The organism is Streptomyces puniciscabiei (assembly GCF_006715785.1).
Taxonomy (GTDB): domain Bacteria; phylum Actinomycetota; class Actinomycetes; order Streptomycetales; family Streptomycetaceae; genus Streptomyces; species Streptomyces puniciscabiei.
The window spans coordinates 253,268-273,657 of the sequence record NZ_VFNX01000001.1 but is presented as its reverse complement, the minus strand read 5'-3'; the positions used below and the strand labels follow the sequence as shown (position 1 = coordinate 273,657).

Sequence of the window (20,390 nt, the reverse complement as noted above, 5' to 3'; positions counted from 1 at the left end):
TGCGGTCGCCTACTCCAGAAGCTCCGCGTACGAGCCCATGGCCAGCGCGATGTCCGCCTGGGCCCAGAAGCGGTGATAGGTGAAGCTGGGCGCGGCGCCGCCCTTGAGGTAGGCCTCGATCTTCGACCAGGCCGGGTCGTTCTTGTAGAAGGACCTCAGCGAGGTGAACGTGGCCGAGGAGTTGATGGCGTCGCCGTTCGGCATGGTGCCGCTCCAGCCGCTCGGCACGTACACGCTGTCGCCGAACCTGCTGTAGTCGCTGCGTGTCTCGGGGACGGCGATGCCCAGGCTGTCCTGGTGGTTGTTCCACATCCCGTCCAGCAGCGCCTTCGCGGTCGACCTGGCCGTCGCGTCACCGGACTTGGCGCCGTAGTACGTCAGCGTCTTGGCGTACGCGGCCGCCACCCCGACGTCGTCGGTGTAGTCGGCGACCGTGACGTGAAGTCCGCTGTTGGAGCCGGGACTTGACGGGTTCCAGGTGTCGGGCAGGCCGGACCACTGGAGCGTCGAGGGGATCCGGTAGGTGCCGTCGGGGTTGATCGTGGTCTGGGACAGCGCCCACTTCACCCACTTGCCGAGGACCGCCTTGGCCGTGGCGTTCCCGGTCTGCTGGTAGTACTCGGCGACCCGCTCCATCGACCAGGCCTGGAAGCCGAACCACTGGTTGGACGGCGGGTCGTGGTAGACGGGCTCCCAGTCGTAGTACATGCCGTAGAAGGTCGGCGTCCCGGCCGGCGGGGTGGCGTAACGGCCCTGCCAGCTGTTGGTCGCGCCGCCCGCGATCGCGCCCTCGGACGACTGCAGCCACTGGTAGAACTCCAGCTGCCGCTGCAGCGACCTGCCCCAGTCCGAGGCGCCGGTGGCCGACTTGGGCTCCAGGTCCGGGTAGCTGCTCAGCGCGTACGCGGCGAGCGGGTTCTGGTAGCCGCCGTGGACATGGCTGGAGCCGATCCGCCAGGCCCAGCCCGCGCCGGTGTCGGTGGCGCCGCCCCAGGCGTAGTACCAGGACAGCAGGTAGTGCGAGGCGTCCTTGCCGGTGCCGGCCGGGCAGGTCGAGGCCCCCACACAGTTGCCGATCTTCTTGAAGTACTTGTCGTACATCGCATACCGCAGGTAGTCGCCCATCTTCGCGGCCTTGGCGACCGTGGCGGACACGTCACCGCCCTTGCCCTGCTGCTTCGCCCATACGTCCGCCCAGTACGCCGCCTGCACGGCGCGGGCGTCCGCGTCCGGGGCGTCGGTGTACTTCCACTGCCTGGCATAGGAGTTGTCACCGGTGAACAGGTCCAGGTACCCGTTCTTGCCCCCGTACTTGAAGGCGTCGCAGGTCGGCTGCGGGACCGTCTCCCACACCGATTCCTGCGGGCCGCGCTGGAAGGTGTTCAGGTACGACGGACCGCTCGCCGTCGGGCCGCCCTCGCAGGTGCCGCCCGGTGTGTCGCCGTAGCCGTAGACGTTGTCGACGTCCTCGATCCAGTGCATGCCGTAGACGTCGCCCGTGCCGTACGTGCTCTTCAGCTCGCCGGCGATCGGATCCGATCCCACGGACACGGACGTGTCCAGCTTTGCCGGGTACTGGTCCGGGGTGTCCTCCTCGGGCGCGTAGGCCGCGGGCTTGGAGGCGTTGTAGGAGGAGGTCGTCGGCTGGTCGGCGTGTGTGGGGATCATGTACTTCTCCATCAGGGCCCACGCGCCGTTGAACTTCGACCAGTCGCCGGTGACCTTGCCGTACATGGCCTGCAGCCACAGCAGATAGCTGTACGCCTCCGACGTCGTCTCGTGCCCGTAGTCCGGGGCCTCGACGATCAGGGTCTCCACCGAGTGGTAGGGGATGCCCTGGGGGGAGAAGTAGCCGTTCGCCGGGTTGGTGATCTTCCCGTACAGGTCCAGGAAGCGGGCGTCGTACGCCTTCGCCGCCGCCAGCTCGGTCACCGTCACCGTGGCTTTGGTGTACCCGGTGGCCGAGGCGGTGAAGGTCGCGCTGCCGGTGCCGGAGGAGTCCGCCGTGACGGTCGCGTTCTGCGCCGTGTTCCAGTTCGACGGTGTGAACGTCAGCGAGGAGCCGCCGGTGACGGACAGTCCGGTGGTGCCGTCCGTACGGGCCACGCTCACGGTCACGTTCGCGCTCGGCCGGGTCGACAGCTTGACACCGAACGTGCCCGACTTGCCCTGCTGGACGCCCAGTTGGGTGGGCGAGGCCACGACCGCGGGTCGGGAGGCCACCGTGATGCCCACCGGTGTGGACTCGGCGGACGCGCCCAGGCTGTCGTACGCCTTCGCCACCAGGGAATGGCTGCCCACGGTCAAATCGGAGGCGGACAGTGTGTACGGCGCGCTCGTGTCCGTCCCGAGCAGCGTGGTGTCGTCGTAGAACTCCACCTTGCTGATCGTCGCGTTGTCGGCCGCCGCCGCGGTCGCCGCGAGCGGCACCGCGTCGCCCTGTGTGTACACCGCCCCCGCGCCCGGGCTGGTCAGCACCGTCACCGGCGGCTGGTGGGCGCCGGCGCAGGTCGTGCCGTTGACGGCGAAGGAGGCGGGAGCCGTGTTGGTCCCGCTGTAGCCGAACTGCGCGCCGGTGGAGACCGCGCCGCCCGCGGCGATGGTGCCGTTGTACGAGGCGTTCTTCACGGTGACGGTCCTGCCGGACTGGGACCAGGTGCCGTTCCAGCCGTTCGACAGCGTCTGGTTGCCGGTGTAGGTGTAGGTCAGCGTCCAGCCGTCGATCGGGTCCGTGCCGCGGTTGGTGATCGTGAGGTCGGCGGTGAAGCCGGAACCCCAGTCATTGGTCTTGTAGTCGACGCTGCACTGCACGGACGCCGCGTGCGCGGCCGTGGTGCCGGTGGCGAGCATCGACAGGGGCAGGGCGAACGCGGCCGCCAAGGCGGTCCAAAGCCGCCGCACGGCTCTGCTCCTACGTCCGGGATCCATGTGCTGGTTCCTCCTTGGGGCGTGGGGGAGAAGTCAAGGCTTGAACCAGTGGGAGCGCTCCCATGGTGATGACGTCCCTGTGGGCCGTCAAGGCGCTTGAAGAGTCGAAAAGATTCGACGGAGGCGGTTGCGGAAAAGTCAGCAACTCCCCTGGGCATCCCGGGCACTTGGCGCTACCTTCCTTCGCACCAGTGGGAGCGGTTCCGGTCAGTCGACGCGTCCGTCACGGCGCGCCCAACTGCAAGGAGTCGCTCATGCGACACCCCCCGCGTTCAGTACTTTTAGCCGCCGCCGGTGCGGTCGCGCTCGTGGCGAGCGCGGTCGTCCCGGTGGTGTCGGCCCAGGGAGCCACGCCCGCGTGCACGGTGGAGTACTCCGTCACCAGCCAGTGGGACGGCGGCTTCCAGGGCTCCGTCAGGATCACCAACAATTGGTCCGCGCTGAGCGGTTGGCGGCTCACCTTCGACTTCGCCGACGGCCAGAAGGTCACCCAGGGCTGGAACGCCCAGTGGTCGCAGTCCGGCGGCACCGTGAGCGCCGGGAACGAGAGCTACAACGGTTCCCTCGGCACCGGCGCGAGTGTCACCGCCGGTTTCCTCGCCTCCTGGGCGGGGACCAACACCGCGCCCACGGTGTTCAGGCTCAACGGCACCACCTGCAATGCGGACCCCGAGCCGACTCCGCCCCCGACCACGCCGCCCCCGGCCTCCGGCGGCGCCGCCCCCGCCCTGCACGTCTTGGGGAACAGGCTCGTGGACGCCGCCGGCAAGGACCACCGCCTCCTCGGCGTCAACCGCTCCGGTGGCGAGTTCATGTGTGTCCAGGGCTACGGCATCTGGGACGGCCCGGTCGACGACGCGGCGATCAAGGCGATCGCCGACTGGAAGGCCGACGCGGTGCGCATACCGCTCAACGAGGAGTGCTGGCTGGGTCTTTCCAACGTCAAGCCCCAGTACGCAGGCGCCAACTACATAGCCGCCGTCAAGGACCTGGTGGCCCGCGTCGAGGCGCACGGCCTGACCCCGGTCCTGGACCTGCACTGGTCCTACGGCCAGTACACCGGCAACTCGGCCGGCTGCTCGGACGTCCACGCCACCTGCCAGAAGCCGATGCCCGACAGGCAGTACAGCCCGTCGTTCTGGGCGTCGGTGGCCGGCACCTTCAAGGACGACCCGGCACCGGTGTTCGACCTGTTCAACGAGCCCTATCCGGACCGGGCCACCTCCAGCACCACGGACGCCTGGAAGTGCTGGCGGGACGGCGGGACCTGCCCCGGGATCTCGTACGAGGTCGCCGGTATGCAGGATCTCGTCGACAGTATCCGGTCCGCCGGAGCCAAGAACGTCATCATGGCCGGCGGGCCGGCGTACTCCAACGACCTCAGCCAGTGGCTGACCTACAAGCCCACCGACCCGGCCGGCAATCTGACCGCCGCCTATCACGTCTACAACTTCAACACCTGCTCGACCGAGAGCTGCTGGAACTCCACCCTCGCCCCGGTCGCTGCCCAGGTACCGCTGATCGCCGGTGAGATCGGCGAGAACACCTGCTCGCACGCGTTCGTCGACCAGGTCATGAAGTGGTTCGACGACCGGAACCTGTCCTATCTGGGCTGGGCCTGGAACACCTGGGACTGCTCCTCGGGCCCGTCCCTGATCTCCGCCTACGACGGCACACCCACCGCGTACGGCACCGGGCTGCGCGACCACCTGCGCGCCCTGAACCCGTAAGCCCAACGACGGAAGAAGGAACCCGCACTCATGAGTCGTACCAGAACCTCGCTGCTCGCGGCCCTGGCGCTGGTCGCCGGGACCTCCGGGACGGCGCTGCTCGCGGCACCCGCCGGCGCCGCCACCTCCACCGTCCCCTGTACCGTCGCCTACACCGTGCAGAACCAGTGGGACACCGGCTTCACCGCCGCCGTCACCATCACCAACAACGGGGCTGCCAAGTCGAGTTGGTCGCTGAAGTGGTCGTACGCGGGCAACCAGAAGGTCACCGACGCCTGGAACGCGCAGGTCGGCCAGAGCGGCGCCGATGTCACCGCCACCAACGCCGGCTACAACGGCACTCTCGCGACCGGCGGGTCGGTCCGCTTCGGCTTCAACGCCTCCTACAGCGGCACCAACGCCGTGCCCGCCACCTTCACCCTCGACGGCGTCACCTGCAACGTCGACGACGGCAGCGGCTCCGGTGGTGGAGGTACCGGTGGTGGAGGTACCGGCGGTGGCGGCACGGGCGGCGGCAGTACCGGCAGCCGGGTCGACAACCCCTACGCGGGGGCCAAGGTCTATGTGAACCCCGAGTGGTCGGCGAAGGCCGCCGCCGAACCGGGCGGCAGCCGCGTCTCCGACCAGCCCACCGCCGTGTGGCTCGACCGGATCGCCGCGATCAACGGCGTGAACGGCGGCATGGGCCTGCGCGACCACCTGAACGAGGCCCTGAAGCAGAAGGGCTCCGGCGACCTGGTCGTCCAGCTGGTCATCTACGACCTCCCCGGACGCGACTGCGCCGCCCTCGCCTCCAACGGCGAACTCGGCCCCGACGACATCGACAGGTACAAGACGCAGTACATCGACCCGATCGCCTCGATCCTCTCCGACCCGGCGTACGCCTCCCTGAGGATCGTGACCGTCATCGAGCCCGACTCCCTGCCCAACCTGGTCACCAACGCCGGCGGCACCAACTCCACCACGGACGCCTGCGTGACCATGAAGAACAACGGCAACTACGAGAAGGGCGTCTCCTACGCCCTGGACAAGCTCGGGGCCATCCCCAACGTGTACAACTACGTGGACGCCGGTCACCACGGCTGGCTCGGCTGGGACACCAACCTCGGCCCGGCGGTGCAGGAGTTCCACAAGGTCGCGACGACGAACGGCGCGAGCGTGAACGACGTGGCCGGCTTCATCGTCAACACCGCCAACTACAGCGCCACCAAGGAGCCGTACGTCAAGGTCACCGACACGGTGAACGGCACGACCGTGCGCCAGTCGAAGTGGGTGGACTGGAACCAGTACGTGGACGAGCAGTCGTACGCCCTCGCCCTGCGGGACAAGCTGATCGCCGCCGGGTTCGGCTCCGGCCTCGGCATGCTGATCGACACCTCCCGCAACGGCTGGGGCGGCACCGCACGGCCCACCGGTCCCGGCCCGCTGACCTCCGTGGACGACTATGTCAACGGCGGCCGCACCGACCGGCGCATCCACGTCGGCAACTGGTGCAACCAGAGCGGCGCGGGCCTCGGCGAACGGCCGACCGCGGCGCCGGCCGCCGGTATCGACGCCTATGTGTGGGCCAAGGCGCCGGGGGAGTCCGACGGCTCCAGCACCGCCATCGCCAATGACGAGGGCAAGGGCTTCGACCGGATGTGTGACCCCACCTACGGCGGCAACGCCCGCAACGGCAACAACCCCACGGGTGCGCTGCCGAACGCGCCGCTGGCCGGGCACTGGTTCTCCGCCCAGTTCCAGCAGCTGATGCAGAACGCGTATCCGCCGCTGCCCTGACCCGGTGACCCGGTGACCTCCGCCGGGGTCGGCTCCTACCGGCGCAGACCCCGGCGGATCGCGCGCTCCACCGGCGCGTACGTGCCGTCCGGCCGCTCCAGCTCCAAGGGCACCGCCGGATACAGCGGCGGCTGCGCCATGAAACGCGGCCGGGTGCCGTGGTGCGGCTGGGCCGCGTGCACCAGGAACGGGTGGCAGAGGAAGACGTCACCGGGGCGGCCGGTGGCGTGGGCGAGCGGCCGGTGGGCCGTGGCCCGGTCCAGCCGGGGACCGAGCTCCAGGACGGACGCCCCCGCCTCGCCGTACGGCTCCAGCAGGGGCGGCACGTCCAGGTGCGAGCCGACCCGGATCCGCGTCGGGGCGTCGGCCTCGGTGACCTCGCTGAACAGGAACAGCATCAGCAGCGCGCGGTCCCGCGAGCGCAGGTTGGCGAAGTACCAGGTCTCGCCCTGCGGCAGATAGCTGCCCTCGATGTGCCACCCGGCGTCGTCAGGCTCCTCGGTGTGCGGAAAGCGCAGCGGGAACGTGCCCAGCGAACGGCGCGGAGTCCATCGGCCCTCACCCACGAGCAGATCGAACGCCTCGCGCAGCACAGGGGAGTTGACCGCCGCGTCGAACGGCTCCTGGGCCATGTCCCCGACCCACACCACGGGATCCTTCCAGGTGCCCGGGTCGTCCGGGTCGTAACCGGTTTCCCGCCACAGCAGCCTGGCGCAGTCCTCGGCGACAGGGGCCGGGACCGCGCCGTCGATCTTCACGAAGCCGTCGTCGAGGAAGCGCTGCACCGGTTCGTCGTCCACGAAGCCCCATACTGGCGCCGCGCCCGCTCGCGCGCACCCGGATTTTCCTTGCCGTTCCGGCACCCTTTTTGCGGCACCGGCAACGAAACTGGCGTCTCCTCGTGTGCCGTCGCACTCTGGCCGCATCCGAGCGAGAGGCTGAGCGACATGGCACACGACCACCAGGCCCATCACCACGGGCACCCCACACGGCACGGTCACGGTCACACCCACGGCGGCGACGTCGACTGGGCCGCGATGGCGGCGCTCCTGGAGGCGGAGGCCGAGGTGTCGGCCCCCGCGTACGCGCGCGCCCTGGCCTGGCTGGGCAAGGAAGTGACCGAGCCGGGACTGATCGTGGACGCGGGCAGCGGGCCCGGAGTGATCGCCTGCCTGATGGCGGAGACGTTCCCCGGCGCGCGGGTGGTCGCCGCCGACGCCTCCGCACCGCTTCTGGAACGCGCCCGGGACCGGGCCACCCGCCTGGGCTTCGCCGACCGCTTCGACACCCTCGTGGGCGAACTTCCGGAATCCCTCGCCGGGTTGGACTATCCGGCCGACCTGCTGTGGGCGAGCCGCAGCCTGCACCACCTCGGCGACCAGAGGGCCGCGCTCGCCGCGTTCGGTGCCCGGCTCGCCCCCGGCGGCACCCTGGCCATCCTGGAGGGCGGCCTGCACGCCCGCTATCTGCCCCGCGAGATCGGCTTCGGCCGCCCCGGACTGCAGGCCCGCCTCGACGTGGCCCAGGAGGACCGCTTCGCGCGGATGCGCGCCGAGCTGCCGGGCGCGGTCGCCGAGGCCGAGGACTGGGCCGCCCTCCTGGCCGCGGCCGGCCTGAAGCACACGGGCACCCGCAGCTTCCTCCTCGACATCCCCGCCCCGGTACCGGACCGGGTCCGCGCATTCGTCGTCGGCGCGCTGAGCCGCACCAGGGACATCCACGCCGACGCCCTGGACGCCGAGGACAGGGCCACCCTCGACCGCCTCCTCGACCCCACCGACCCCGGCAGCCTGCACCGGCGTCCCGATGTGTTCGTACTGGCGGCCCATACGGTGCACCGGGCGGTACGGCCGGTGTGACCCGGTGTCTCCGGGAGCGCACCACCGAGCATGCCCCGGCACCGGCCGCCCGCCCGACCGCGCCACCGAGCACCGCCCGCCCGCACGAACACACCCACCCGGGCAGCCCGCACCGCCCAGGTCCGGCACTCCTCGAAGTGCCCGGCGAGCACCCCGCGCTTGACCGCCTCGCGCGGATCCGGATCCGCCCTCGGGGGACGGCGCGCTGTTCGCGGCCGGCGCCCCGGACGGGTCCGTCCAGGTGTGGGAGACGGGGCAGCCCCGCCTCGCACCGGTGACGATCCCGGCCGGGGACGGCCCAGCGCTCGCCGTCGGATTCGGCTCCGGAGCAGGGGAGTTGCGCCTCGCCACGGCGCATCTGCCCTCCCCTGGACGGCCGTTGGACCCGGAGCGGGTCGCTGCGGCCGTCTGCTCGAGGGCGCGCGGCGGGGTCGGGCCCGCGGCTTGGCGCCGGTACCTGCCGTCGGTGCCGTACCGCCCCAGCTGCGACGGCACTTGACTTCGAGAGGGCTCCAAGTGATGGACTCCTGGCCTCACCGACACACAGGGGGACCCCACATGAACGACTCTCCGGTCGCACTCGTCACCGGTGGTGGCACCGGCATCGGCGCCGCCGTCACCCGGCAGCTGCTGGCCGCCGGCCACCGGGTCACCGTCACCGGCCGTACGGAGGCCCGGCTGCGGGACTTCGCCGAGGGGCTCGGGAATCCCGAGGAACTGCTGACGGTCGCCGGGGACGCGTCGGCGTTCGACGACGTACAGGACGCTGTCGGCCGTACGCTCAAGGCGTACGGCCGACTCGACACGGTCGTCGCCAACGCCGGCTTCGCCACCCACGACACCGTCGCCGAGGGCGACCCGGCCGGCTGGACCGAGATGGTGCTCACCAATGTCCTCGGCCCGGCCCTGCTCGTCCGGGCCTCCGTCGAGGCGCTGAAGGAGTCCCGCGGCCGGATCGTCCTGATCGGCAGCGTCGCCGGGTTCGTGAACACCCCGGGCAACCTCTACGGCGCCACCAAATGGGCGGTCACCGGGCTCGCCGAGAACACCCGGCGCCAGGTCACGGAGTTCGGGATCGGGGTGACGCTGGTCGCCCCCGGCCGGGTGGAGACCCCGTTCTGGGACGGCCTCGGCAGCCTGCCCCCGGGGCACCTGCTGACCGCCGACCAGATCGCCGACTCGGTGGTCTGGGCGATCCGGCAGCCGGCCGGGGTCGACGTCAACACCGTGGTCGTACGGCCGCTGGGTCAGCCCAACTGACCTACAGAGCTAGTCAGTTGTTGGCGAGGAACTGCTTGGCCAGCTGGTCCCCGAGGGAGACCGCGGCGCTGTGACTCTCGATGGGGGAGACCCGGGAGTTCTTGAACAGGATGTAGGTCACGCCCGAGTCGGCGCCGCCGGACTTCGGGTCCGGGTCGATGCCGAGCGCCTTGGCGGTGGCGTACGACGCCTCGCCGATGATCTTCGTGGGGCCGGTGTCGCCGACGACGGCGTACTCCACCTTGTTGTTGTAGATGACCGCGACCACGCCGCCGCCCTTGATGCCGGCGCCGGCGTAGTTCCAGATGCTGCTGGAGCTGGGGACGACGATGTACGGGAGCGATTCCGCCTTCAGCGGCTTGCCGTCGGACTGGTGGAAGGCGGTGTCGTCCTGGTACCAGGGGTCGCGGTTCTCGTTGCAGTTGGTGGTGCGCTGGCCGTCGCAGTCGATGTCCATGTCGGCCTTCCAGAAGACCGCGCCGTTCTTGCCGCACACGGGGACCGTGGCCGACGTCTCGTCGTCGGTCTTGTACTTGCCGTTGGATATCTGCGAACAGGACTTCACCTTGGCGAGCAGATCGGCCGCGCTGACCGAGCCCTCCTGGGCGGAGGCGGGAGCGGTCCGCGCGGCCGGGCCGGCGGACGCGTGGGCGGGCAGCACTCCGGCGGCGAGCAGGGCGGCCCCGGAGGCCGCGGCAAGGGTCAGGGTTCGAAGGCGCACTGTGAGGGGCCCTTCTGTTAGGAAAGTTTCCTTACCAGGTGCCGTACACCGTGGACCCATCTGCATGTCCGCGTCAACCCTGCGGTTGCGGGCTCCCGAAAGCTGTGCGTATTGCGGGGATTTGAGACCGTGGCAACACTGAAGGAGACCACTTTTTCCGGATGTCCCTGCCGCGTCGATCGGCGGGGCCGCCGCTCCGGGAGGCGAGGCGCATGTTCGTACGCACGGTGTACGCGACCGGCGATCCGGCGCGGCTGGGCACGGCCGTGGGGGCCCTGAACACACGGGGGCACGACCTGCTCGAGGAACGGCCCGGCTACCGGGGTGCGGGCGTCTTCGTCGACCGTGAGCTCGGCAAACTGCTCACGGTCAGCTGGTGGGAGTCCGCGGACGCGCGCCGCATCAGCGACGAGGTGATGAGCGCCCGGCGGCCGGAGCTGCTGCAGCCCTTCGCCGGGACCCTCGCGGTCGAGAACTACGAGGCCGCCGTCTTCCACCGCGCGCACCGGCCCGTCACCGGCGGCGGGCTGCGGGTCACCCGGCTCGAGTTCGACCCGGCGGACGCGGACCTCGCCACCGACACCTTCCACACCGGCGCGCTGCCCCGGCTGGAGGTCCTGCCCGGATTCGCCGGTGCGGCCCTCTTCGTGGACCGGGAACGCGGCCGCGGCATGGCGGGGGTCCTCTTCGCCGACCGCGCGTCGCTCACCGCGTCCCGTGCCGGACAGGCGGCGATCCGGCGCGAGGGCGCGGCCAAGGCGCACTGCACGGTCGTCGCCCTGGAGGAGTTCGAGGTCGTCCACGCCGACGTACGGGGCGACTGAGCCCCACGAGCGATCCGGGGCATCCCAGGTCGGACGCGTGGTGCGCCGGGTGGCCGCCCCGAAGCGCGCACGGCCACCCGTCCCGCCCCGTGTCGTGGACGGGACGCGTGGCCGTGCGCTGCGCGGTGGGCGTCAGCCCGTGCCGAAGGCGCTGGGTGTCAGCCCATGTCGAAGGTGGCCGGGTCGGGACCCAGGCGCCGGTCCTCGTTGAGCGCGCTGATCGCCGCGAGATCCTCGTCGTCCAGGCTGAAGTCGAAGACCTCGATGTTCTCCCTGATTCGGGACGGCGTCACAGACTTCGGGATCACCACGTTGCCGAGCTGGACGTGCCAGCGCAGCACGACCTGGGCCGGGGTGCGGCCGTGCTTCTGTGCGATGGCGACGATCGCCGGCACCTCCAGCAGGCCCTTGCCCTGGCCGAGCGGCGACCAGGCCTCGGTCGCGATGCCCTGCTCGGCGTGGAACTCCCGGGCGGCGTGCTGCTGCAGATGCGGGTGCAGCTCGATCTGGTTGACCGCGGGGATGACCGAGGTCTCGGAGAGAAGCCGCTCGAGGTGCTCCGGAAGGAAGTTGGACACGCCGATGGCGCGGACCCGGCCGTCGGCCAGCAGCTTCTCGAACGCCTTGTAGGTGTCGGTGTACGTGCCGCGGGCCGGCAGCGGCCAGTGGATCAGGTACAGGTCGAGGTGGTCGAGGCCCAGCTTCCGCAGCGACGCGTCGAAGGCGCGCAGCGTGGCGTCGTACCCCTGGTCGCTGTTCCAGAGCTTGGTGGTGACGAAGATGTCCTCGCGGGGCAGGCCGGAGGCGGCGATCGCCTTGCCGGTGCCCTCTTCGTTGCCGTAGATCGCCGCGGTGTCGATGCTGCGGTACCCGGCCTCCAGCGCCGTGGCGACGGCCCGCTCGGCCTCGTCGTCCGGCACCTGCCACACGCCGAAGCCCAGCTGGGGCATCTCGACGCCGTTGTTCAGGATGATCGGGGGGACCTTGCTGCTCACGAGCCTCTTGATCCTTCGTTGTCGACAGGTGGTACTCCCATCGTCAACGATCAAGCGCCGCGCCGCATTCCTGACGGCGTGATCCGCCTCGAACTGACCGGTCAGTCAGCCCCAGGAGTGGAGATTGGCCGGAAACGCATCCGACGTTTTCGGTCCGGACCATTGACCGGAGCCCGTCGTCCCGCAACTCTGTATCGCGCCACCGGACGCGTCACTGAACCCGGTGCATACATGTGAACGGGTCCTGACCAGGCCGCGTTCCCCCTCCGGCTCCCTTCTGAGACTCCCCACCCTCAGGAAAGCGAGTACGCACCCATGACCGAGAACCCTTCCCTGCCTGTCTTGACGCACCGCTCCGGCCCCGAGACATCGGATGAAAAGGTCTGGAGAAACCCTGGTTACCACGTCGTGGAGACGGCGCTGGAGGTGACCGCCTACGCGCTCGCCGACCGCCGGCCGCCCGAGCCGCCCCCGGCCGCATGACCGCGGCACCACCGGAACCCGACGGCTGTGCCGCCTGGCCGGCCGCCCGGTTCACCGAGCGGCTGCGCGCAGTCACCGCGACGCGCTACCACGACCGGCACCCCTTCAACCAGCGGATGCACCGCGGCGAACTGACCCCGGCCGAACTGCGCCGCTGGATCGCCGCCCGCTTCCACTACCAGCGGCACATCCCCGTCAAGGACGCGCTGATCCTCGCCAAGTTCGACCGGCCCGAGGACCGCCGGGCCTGGCTGCGCCGCATCCACGACCAGGACGGTACCGACGCCGACTCCCCGGAGGGCGGCGGCATCGAGCGCTGGCTGCGGCTCGGCGAGGCGGCCGGGCTCGCCCGCGAGGAGCTGTGGGACACCTCCCGGGTCCCGCCCGGGGTGCGGTTCGCGGTGGAGGGATACGTCACCTTCTGCCGGCGGCGCCCGGTGCTGGACGCCGTCGCGGCCTCCCTGACCGAGCTGTCCGCCCCGGACCTGATGCGCACCCGCATCGCCGCCTTCGAACGCCACTATCCGTGGATCGACCCCGCGGGCCTCGCCTACTTCCGCACCCGTGTCACCCAAGGGGCCCGGGACGCCGAGCAGGCCCTCGCCCTGGTCCTCGCCCGGGCCCGCACCCGCGCGGAGCAGCAACGCGCCCTGGGCGCACTGGAGTTCAAGTGCGAGGTGCTGTGGGCCCTGCTGGACGCGGTGGACCGGAGCGGGACATGACGGCGCCGCCGGCACCGCTTGCCCCGTCATGGCGTCCGGCGCTCGCCCGAGGTGTGGTGCTGCGGCACGACCCGGTCCGGGACGCCGACCTGTTGCTGCTGCCGGAGCGGGTGGTGGTCCTCGACGGCAGTGCGGGCGCGGTCCTGAGGTTGTGCGACGGCGTCCGGGACGTGGCAGCCGTCGTCGCCGTCCTGGCCGTACGCCATCCCGCCGCGCCCGTCGCCGCAGAAGTCCCGGCGTTTCTCCACCGGTTGCGGAAGGAGGGCTTTCTGAGATGACCGACCCGCCCTGGGCCCTGCTCGCCGAGCTCACCCACGCCTGCCCCCTGCGCTGCGGCTACTGCTCCAACCCCGTCGAACTCGTCCGCCGTTCGGCGGAGTTGTCCACGCAGGAGTGGTCGGAGGTCTTCCGGCAGGCCGGTGCCCTCGGTGTCGTGCACACCCATCTGTCCGGTGGCGAGCCGCTGCTGCGGCGCGACCTGCCCGACCTGGTGGCCGCCGCCGACGGGGCCGGCCTGTACACGCAGCTCGTCACCAGCGGGGTGGGCCTCGGCGAGCGCCGGCTGGCCGAACTGACCGGGGCCGGGCTGCGCAGTGTGCAGCTGTCGGTGCAGCACGCGGACCGCACCGCCGCCGAACACATCGCGGGCGCACGGTCTTTCACCGCGAAGGAGCGTGCAGCCCGGCTGATCCGCGAGTCCGGACTGCCGCTGGGGCTGAACGCCGTGCTGCACCGCGGCAACCTGGACGACCTCGACGGTCTCATCAGGCTCGCGCTCGACTGGGGCGCCGACCGGATCGAGCTGGCGAACACCCAGTACCACGGGTGGGCGGCCCGCAACCGCGCGGCGCTGCTGCCCACACCCGCCCAGGTCGAACGCGCCCGGGCCCGAGTGACAAGCTGGCGTGAACGCCTCGGTAGGACACCGGAGTTGGTGTGGGTGGCCCCCGACCTGGTCGACGCCACCGCGAAACCCTGCATGGGCGGCTGGGGCGCGGTCTCGCTCACCGTCGCCCCGGACGGCACGGTGCTGCCGTGCCCCGCGGCCGGCACCCTGCCCGGCCTGGACCCGCCGAACGTGACACACCGCGAACTCGGCTGGATCTGGCGGGAGTCGCGGGCCTTCAACGCCTTCCGGGGCGAGTCCTGGATGCCCGAACCGTGCCGCGGCTGTGCCCTGCGCACGGTCGACCACGGCGGTTGCCGCTGCCAGGCGTACGCCCGGACCGGCGATGCCACCCGCACCGACCCCGCCTGCCGGCACGCCCCGGACCACCCCGTCGTGGCCGCGGCGGTGCGCGGCGCCGCCGACTGCGCTCATCCGCCCGCGTACGCCTACCGAGAAGGAGGACCATGAGACGCCGACGCCTGCGAGCCGCGCTGACCGCGGTCACGCTCGCCACCGCCACCCTGGCCGCGCTGCCCGCCGCCGTACCCTCGGCGAGCGCCGCGCCCGTACCCTCCGCCGCGGCCCTGGCGCCCCGCCCCGCCGCCGCCCGCGACTGGTCCACGGCCGTCGTGGACTCCACCATGGCCCGCTACACACCGGCGACCATCGGCGGCTGGTCGTACCCCGTGGGCCTGTACCTGTACGGCCAGTACCTCGTGTACCGGCGCACCCACGATCCCCGTCTGCTCACCTACATCAAGGCCTACGTCGACCGGTTCGTGCACAGTGACGGCACGATCGACCAGTCCTTCGACAGCCTCGACAGCATGCAGGCGGGCCGGCTGCTGGTGATCCTGCACCACGAGACCGGTCAGGACCGCTACCGCAGGGCCGCGCGGAGGATCCGCGGCCGCCTGAACAGCTACCCGCGCACCTCCGACGGCGGTTTCTGGCACGCCGACACCAGCGGCCGGGCCCACCAGCTGTGGGCGGACGGCGCCTACATGGTCAACCCCTTCCTGGTCGAGTACGGCAGGGAATTCGGCGACAGCGCGTACACGAACGAGGAGGCCGCCCGGCAGCTGTCCGTCTACGGCGGTCACCTCCAGGTGGCGAACGGCCTGCTGCGGCACGCCTACGACGAGTCGAGGTCGGCGGGTTGGGCCGACCCGGCCACCGGACTCGCTCCGGAGCACTGGTGCCGTGCCGTCGGCTGGTACGCCATGGCGCTGGTGAACGTCCTCGACGCGATCCCCGCCGACCAGCCCGGGCGCCCCCAACTGCTCGGCATCCTCCACTCGTTGGCCTCGGCGCTGGAGAAGTACCAGGACCCGGCGTCCGGGCGCTGGTTCCAGGTGATCGACAAGGGCTCCCGGCCGGACGACTGGACCGAGACCTCCTGCTCCAGCATGTTCGCCTACGCCCTCTCCCGCGGCGCCCGGCAGGGCTACCTGGACCCGCGCTTCGAGGCGGTCGCCCGGCGCGGTTACCGGGGAGTGCTGGCCCGGCTCTCGGTCGGCGCGGACGGCCGTACGAACCTGGCCGGCATATCCGTCGGCACCAACGTCGGCGACTACGTCTACTACGTCGGTCGCACCCGGGCCACCAACGACTTCCACGGGCTCGGGGCCTTCCTGATCATGAACGAGCAACTGCGAGGTGATGAGGTGTCATGAACATGATTAGAAGGGGCCCGAGACGGGCGGCGACGATCGTCCTGGGCGTCCTCGCCGTCGTCCTCGGCCTCACCCACCCCGCCGCCGTCGCGGCCCCGCACCCCACCACGCCCCGCCCCGCAACCGTGTACGACGTGCGCGACTACGGCGCCAAGGGCGACGGGTCCGCCAACGACACCCCGGCCATCGACAAGGCCATCACCGCGGCGGCCGCGGCGGGCGGCGGCACCGTCCGCCTCCCGGCCGGCACCTACAGGTCCAGGAACACCATCCACATGAAGAGCCATGTGACGCTCCAGATCGACAAGGGCGCCACCCTCCAGGGCTCCTCCGCCGGCGCCTACGACCCGCCCGAGTCCAACCCGAACGACAAGTACCAGGACTACGGGCACAGCCACTTCCACGACGCGATGATCTACGGCGACCGGCTGACCGACATCGGCTTCACCGGCGGCGGGGTCATCGACGGCGCCGGCAACCTGATCACGGGCAACCCGAAGTCCGGCCAGGCCGACAAGATCCTCTCGCTGACCCGCTGCGACGGACTCCGGCTCGGCGACGGCCTCACCCTGCGCCGCGGCGGCCACTTCGCCGCCCTGATCAACGGCTGCACGAACGTCGTCTCCGACCACCTGACCATCGACACCGCGAGCGACCGCGACGGCTGGAACGTCATCTCCACCACCGACGTGACCATCACCAACGCGCACATCGCGGCCAACGACGACGCCCTGGTCTTCAAGAGCGACTACGCCCTCGGCGCCAAACTCCCCAACGGCCATGTACGGGTGAGCGGTTCGGTGCTGTCGGCGCGCTGCTGCAACGCCCTGATGTTCGGCTCCGAGACCTGCGGCGACTTCTCCGACTACCAGTTCGAGAAGATCCGCATCGAGGGTGCCGACAAGTCCGGCCTCGGAATGGTCTCGATGGACGGCGCGAAGATCTCCGACGTCCACTACCGCGACATCACCATGACCGACGTGCACTCGCCGATCATGGAGAAGATCGGCACGCGTCGACGGTGCGGAAACAGCCCCGGTGTCGGATCGATCAGCGACATCACCTACGACGACATCACGGCCACCGGCAACAGCCCGTCCTTCAGCCCGACCCTGTGGGGCGAGGACGGCCACCGCATCAGCGACGTCACCTTCGACCACGTCGACATCACGGTCCCGGGCGGCAACGGCACGATGTCCACCGGTGTGCCGGGCAACGACCCGAAGGACTACAACCCCAAGAGCATCGGGACCCGGCCGGCGTACGGCTGGTACCTGCACAATGCCGACGGCATACAGTTCACCGACAGCAGTGTGCGATATGCCGCCGACGACGGCCGGCCCGCCCTCATCGCCAACGCGGCGAGCGGCATCCGGCTGACCCGGTTCACGGCGCAGAAGGGCAGCACCTCACCTCACGACCTCGGCTTCCAGTCCGTCACCGGCTACTGCGTCGGCGACAGCCACACCACCACCGGCGGCGCCCTGCGCGTCTCGGCGAGCGGATCCAGCCGGAACTGCGCGACACAGGTGCGCCCCCGTGACGTCGAGAACCCCCGCCAGGCCTTCCTCCGCGCCTCCGTCGGCGGCCTCTTCCTGCACTGGGGCCTGCGCACCGTCCCCGCCCACACCGACTGCACCGCCTGGGAGAAGGACGTCACCAGCGGCGGCTGGACGCCGGAGTACTGGGTGAACGAGGCGCGGAAACTGCACACGCAGTACCTCGTGCTGGCGACCTTCCACAGCAGGCTCGGCTACGCCCGCCCGTGGCCGTCGAAGATCCCCGGTTCCTGTTCCACCAAGCGGGACTTCCTCGGTGAGCTGATCAACGCCGCCAAGGCCAAGGGCATGAAGGTCATCCTCTACATGACCGACGACCCCCAGTGGCACGACGAGGGCGGTCACGAATGGCTCGACTCGGCCGCCTACTCCGCCTACAAGGGCCGACATGTCGACCTGACCACCCGCGACGGCTTCGGGCAGTTCTCCTACGACAACTTCTTCGAGGTCATGGACCGTTACCCCGACCTCGGCGGCTTCTGGATCGACAACGACAACGCGTACTGGGAGAGCCACAACCTCTACGCGCAGATCTATCGGAAGCGCCCGAACTACACCCTCAGCAACAACAACGAGGACACGCCGATCATGGACATGATCAGCAATGAGCAGAAGACCGGGATGACACCCGCCTACGACTACCCGCAGGCGCTCTACACCGCCCAACCCCGGCTCACGGAGGCCGACTTCAAGCTGCCGTCGACCGGCGCCTGGTGGTACGACGGCTCGAACCCGACCGTCGACAAGATGCTCACCCTCGGCCGGCTGATCACCAACGCCGGCTCCTCGGTGAAGGCGCTCATGGCGGAGACCGCCCAGGTCAACGGGAAGTTCCCGTCGAACCAGGCCGACTTCGACAACTTCGCCAACTCCTACCTCGACAAGATCTGGGAGTCCCTGCACGGCACCGAGGGCGGCGGCTACATGTACGGCGGCCTCAAACCCGGCTTCTGGAACGACGGCGCCCACGGCGTCACCACCGTCGCCAAGGACGACCCCAACCGGCAGTACATCCACGTCCTGACCCCGCCGAACACCGGCACCCTGCGCATCCGCGACAACGGTTACCGCATCGCCTCGGTCACCGACCTCCGCACCGGAGCGCCGGTTGCCTGGTCGCAGTCCGGCGGAGTGCTCACCCTCACCGGTCTCGGCGGCTGGGACCCGTACGACACCGTCTTCAAGGTGATCACCGCGGGCCGCCAGGGCATCGCGACCGGCGTCAAGGTCACCGCGAGCACCTCGGTGAGTGGCCGCCCAGGGTCCGCCGCAGGCGACGGCGACTACCTGACCTACTGGGACAACGGCGGGACGCTCCCGGTGACGCTCACCTTCGACCTCGGCTCCGCGAAGAAGGTGCGGTACGTGGGGCTCAACCAGCGCGAGGACTCCGTCGCCTACGCCCGCTCCGCCACCGAACAGTCCGCGAGGATCAAGGCCTACAAGGTCTACCTCAGCGACGACGGCACGAACTGGGGCCCGGCGGTCACGTCCGGCCAACTCCCCAGCGCCCGCGGCATCCAGGGCATAGACCTGCCCGGCACCACGGCCCGCTACGTCCGCCTCGAGGTCGACACCACCTGGGCCGCCGCCACCGACACCAGCCGCTACCGGCGGCTGCGGATCGACGAGGCCTGGATCGGCACGTCGTACGCCACACCCGCGGCCACACTCACCCCGTCCTCCGACAACGGACGGTCCCTGCGCCCCGCCATGGGCTGGAGCAGCTGGAGCTTCGTACGCCGGCAGCCGACCGAGGCGAAGATCGAGGCCCAGGCCGACGCGCTGGCCTCCAGCGGGCTGAAGGACCACGGTTTCACCCAGGTCAACCTCGACGACTTCTGGCAGAAGTGCGACGCGAACGGGTTCACCGTCGACTCCCACGGCCGCTGGGCCGTGGACCCCGCCAAGTTCCCCGACGGCATCCAGGCCCTCGCCGACCACGTCCACTCCAGGGGTCTGGGATTCGGCTTCTACGTCACCCCCGGCATCGCCCGGAACGCCGTCCTGAGGAACACGCCGATCGAAGGGACGCCGTACCACGCGAAGGACATCGCGGACACCACGAGGACCGAGAAGAACTACAACTGCGGGAACATGTACGCCATCGACTACTCCAAGCCCGGCGCACAGGAGTTCGTGGACTCCTGGGCCAGGCAGTTCGCCTCCTGGGGAGTCGACTACCTGAAGATCGACGGTGTGGGCAGCCAGGACATCCCCGACGTCCAGGCCTGGGACAGGGCCCTGCGTGCCACCGGCCGGCCCATCACCTTCGCCCTGTCCAACAACCTCCCCATCGACCACGCCACCACCTGGCGCAGGCTCGCGAACAGCTGGCGCACCCAGGGCGACGTGGAGTGCTACTGCGGCCCCGGCCCCCACGGCAGCGGCTATCCGCTCACCGACTGGTCCCACGTCTCCAGGCGCTTCGACTCGGCCGCGTCCTGGCAGCCGTACGCCGGCCCGGGCGGCTGGAACGACCTGGACTCGCTGGAGATCGGCAACGGCGACCAGGCGGCCCTCACGGCCGACCAGCGCCGCTCGCACCTCACGCTGTGGGCGATGGCGGCGGCCCCCCTCCTGCTCGGCACCGACCTCACCCACCTGGACTCCGTCGACAGGGCGATGCTCACCAACGACCGGCTGATCGGGGTCGACCAGGACGGGGTCGCGGCCAAACGCCTCGTGAACAGCGGTGTCAAGCAGGTGTGGAGCAAGCGGGAGAGCAACGGCGACCACGTGGTGGCCCTGTTCAACACCGGAACCTCCGGCAGCGCCACGGTCACCGTGAGCTGGTCCCAGGTCGGCTTCACCGGCTCCGGCGACGTCACCGACCTGTGGTCCGGCACCCACAAGGGCACGATCAACGGCTCCTACAGCGCGACCCTCCGCCCGGGCGAGACCCGGCTCATCCGGGTGAGGCCCAGTGCATCCAACGGCGAAGCCCCCTCCACGGGGTGAGCGG

At 70.4% G+C, this 20,390-nt stretch carries 15 protein-coding genes; 11 read left to right on the top strand and 4 right to left on the bottom strand.

What is annotated here, in order from left to right; all coding sequences use genetic code 11:
* Nucleotides 1-9: 9 nt before the first annotated feature.
* Complete coding sequence (locus tag FB563_RS01120; RefSeq protein ID WP_055706241.1) at nucleotides 10-2,928, bottom strand: glycoside hydrolase family 48 protein; 2,919 nt, start codon at nucleotides 2,926-2,928, stop codon at nucleotides 10-12.
* 254 nt (nucleotides 2,929-3,182) lie between these two features.
* On the opposite strand from FB563_RS01120, the gene FB563_RS01115 reads away from it, so the two are divergent.
* Both FB563_RS01115 and FB563_RS01110 read left to right on the top strand, forming a co-directional pair.
* Nucleotides 3,183-4,658 carry a cellulase family glycosylhydrolase gene (locus FB563_RS01115; protein WP_142218400.1) on the top strand — a complete coding sequence of 492 codons (1,476 nt, stop codon included), beginning with the start codon at nucleotides 3,183-3,185 and terminating at the stop codon, nucleotides 4,656-4,658.
* 30 nt (nucleotides 4,659-4,688) lie between these two features.
* A complete protein-coding gene (locus FB563_RS01110; protein ID WP_055707981.1) occupies nucleotides 4,689-6,437 on the top strand; it encodes a glycoside hydrolase family 6 protein in 1,749 nt (582 codons plus the stop codon).
* Between the two features lie 35 nt (nucleotides 6,438-6,472).
* On the opposite strand, the gene FB563_RS01105 is transcribed toward FB563_RS01110, so the two are convergent.
* Complete coding sequence (locus tag FB563_RS01105) at nucleotides 6,473-7,237, bottom strand: phytanoyl-CoA dioxygenase family protein (RefSeq protein WP_055707980.1); 765 nt, start codon at nucleotides 7,235-7,237, stop codon at nucleotides 6,473-6,475.
* 147 nt (nucleotides 7,238-7,384) lie between these two features.
* On the opposite strand from FB563_RS01105, the gene FB563_RS01100 reads away from it, so the two are divergent.
* Both FB563_RS01100 and FB563_RS01090 read left to right on the top strand, forming a co-directional pair.
* Entirely contained in the window at nucleotides 7,385-8,296 is a 912-nt protein-coding gene (locus FB563_RS01100; RefSeq protein ID WP_055707979.1) for a class I SAM-dependent methyltransferase, read from the top strand.
* A 558-nt stretch (nucleotides 8,297-8,854) separates the two neighbouring features.
* Nucleotides 8,855-9,556, top strand: coding sequence for an SDR family oxidoreductase (locus FB563_RS01090; protein ID WP_055707978.1), 702 nt, complete (start codon nucleotides 8,855-8,857; stop codon nucleotides 9,554-9,556).
* A gap of 13 nt (nucleotides 9,557-9,569) precedes the next feature.
* Here FB563_RS01090 and FB563_RS01085 read toward each other — a convergent pair whose 3' ends face one another.
* Entirely contained in the window at nucleotides 9,570-10,277 is a 708-nt protein-coding gene (locus FB563_RS01085; RefSeq protein WP_055707977.1) for a glycoside hydrolase family 75 protein, read from the bottom strand.
* A 212-nt stretch (nucleotides 10,278-10,489) separates the two neighbouring features.
* Here FB563_RS01085 and FB563_RS01080 point away from each other — a divergent pair, with 212 nt between their 5' ends.
* On the top strand, nucleotides 10,490-11,101 hold the full coding sequence (locus tag FB563_RS01080) for a hypothetical protein (RefSeq protein ID WP_055707976.1): 612 nt from the start codon (nucleotides 10,490-10,492) through the stop codon (nucleotides 11,099-11,101).
* 158 nt (nucleotides 11,102-11,259) lie between these two features.
* On the opposite strand, the gene FB563_RS01075 is transcribed toward FB563_RS01080, so the two are convergent.
* Nucleotides 11,260-12,096 (bottom strand): aldo/keto reductase, encoded by an 837-nt coding sequence (locus FB563_RS01075; RefSeq protein WP_055707975.1) that lies wholly within the window; start codon nucleotides 12,094-12,096, stop codon nucleotides 11,260-11,262.
* Nucleotides 12,097-12,411: 315 nt separating this feature from the next.
* Between FB563_RS01075 and pqqA the strand changes: the two genes are divergently transcribed.
* Genes pqqA through FB563_RS01050 form a run of 6 tightly spaced genes read left to right on the top strand, consistent with a single transcriptional unit; the run spans nucleotide 12,412 to nucleotide 20,386 of the window.
* Nucleotides 12,412-12,579, top strand: coding sequence for a pyrroloquinoline quinone precursor peptide PqqA (gene pqqA / locus FB563_RS43455; protein ID WP_199832907.1), 168 nt, complete (start codon nucleotides 12,412-12,414; stop codon nucleotides 12,577-12,579).
* A complete protein-coding gene (gene pqqC, locus FB563_RS01070) occupies nucleotides 12,576-13,301 on the top strand; it encodes a pyrroloquinoline-quinone synthase PqqC (protein ID WP_055707974.1) in 726 nt (241 codons plus the stop codon). The genes pqqA and pqqC overlap by 4 nt, the downstream gene beginning before the upstream one ends.
* Nucleotides 13,298-13,579: a pyrroloquinoline quinone biosynthesis peptide chaperone PqqD gene (pqqD, locus tag FB563_RS01065; protein ID WP_055707973.1), complete on the top strand. Its 282-nt coding sequence runs from the start codon at nucleotides 13,298-13,300 to the stop codon at nucleotides 13,577-13,579. The genes pqqC and pqqD overlap by 4 nt, the downstream gene beginning before the upstream one ends.
* A complete protein-coding gene (pqqE, locus tag FB563_RS01060; RefSeq protein WP_055707972.1) occupies nucleotides 13,576-14,658 on the top strand; it encodes a pyrroloquinoline quinone biosynthesis protein PqqE in 1,083 nt (360 codons plus the stop codon). Before pqqD ends, pqqE begins: the two co-directional genes overlap by 4 nt.
* The gene (locus FB563_RS01055; protein WP_055707971.1) at nucleotides 14,655-15,866 is read left to right on the top strand and encodes a glycoside hydrolase family 88/105 protein; all 1,212 of its coding nucleotides are present in this window, start codon (nucleotides 14,655-14,657) and stop codon (nucleotides 15,864-15,866) included. Before pqqE ends, FB563_RS01055 begins: the two co-directional genes overlap by 4 nt.
* Nucleotides 15,863-20,386, top strand: a complete 4,524-nt coding sequence (locus FB563_RS01050) for a glycosyl hydrolase family 28 protein (RefSeq protein ID WP_244328987.1) — start codon at nucleotides 15,863-15,865, stop codon at nucleotides 20,384-20,386. The genes FB563_RS01055 and FB563_RS01050 overlap by 4 nt, the downstream gene beginning before the upstream one ends.
* Nucleotides 20,387-20,390: the final 4 nt, after the last annotated feature.

Coding starts and splice junctions, on each gene's coding strand:
- pqqA (WP_199832907.1), top strand. CDS start 12,412: ATGACCGAGAACCCTTCCCTGCCTGTCTTGACGCACCGCTCCGGCCCC.
- FB563_RS01090 (WP_055707978.1), top strand. CDS start 8,855: ATGAACGACTCTCCGGTCGCACTCGTCACCGGTGGTGGCACCGGCATC.
- FB563_RS01100 (WP_055707979.1), top strand. CDS start 7,385: ATGGCACACGACCACCAGGCCCATCACCACGGGCACCCCACACGGCAC.
- FB563_RS01115 (WP_142218400.1), top strand. CDS start 3,183: ATGCGACACCCCCCGCGTTCAGTACTTTTAGCCGCCGCCGGTGCGGTC.
- FB563_RS01055 (WP_055707971.1), top strand. CDS start 14,655: ATGAGACGCCGACGCCTGCGAGCCGCGCTGACCGCGGTCACGCTCGCC.
- FB563_RS01050 (WP_244328987.1), top strand. CDS start 15,863: ATGAACATGATTAGAAGGGGCCCGAGACGGGCGGCGACGATCGTCCTG.
- pqqD (WP_055707973.1), top strand. CDS start 13,298: ATGACGGCGCCGCCGGCACCGCTTGCCCCGTCATGGCGTCCGGCGCTC.
- pqqE (WP_055707972.1), top strand. CDS start 13,576: ATGACCGACCCGCCCTGGGCCCTGCTCGCCGAGCTCACCCACGCCTGC.
- pqqC (WP_055707974.1), top strand. CDS start 12,576: ATGACCGCGGCACCACCGGAACCCGACGGCTGTGCCGCCTGGCCGGCC.
- FB563_RS01120 (WP_055706241.1), bottom strand. CDS start 2,928: ATGGATCCCGGACGTAGGAGCAGAGCCGTGCGGCGGCTTTGGACCGCC.
- FB563_RS01080 (WP_055707976.1), top strand. CDS start 10,490: ATGTTCGTACGCACGGTGTACGCGACCGGCGATCCGGCGCGGCTGGGC.
- FB563_RS01110 (WP_055707981.1), top strand. CDS start 4,689: ATGAGTCGTACCAGAACCTCGCTGCTCGCGGCCCTGGCGCTGGTCGCC.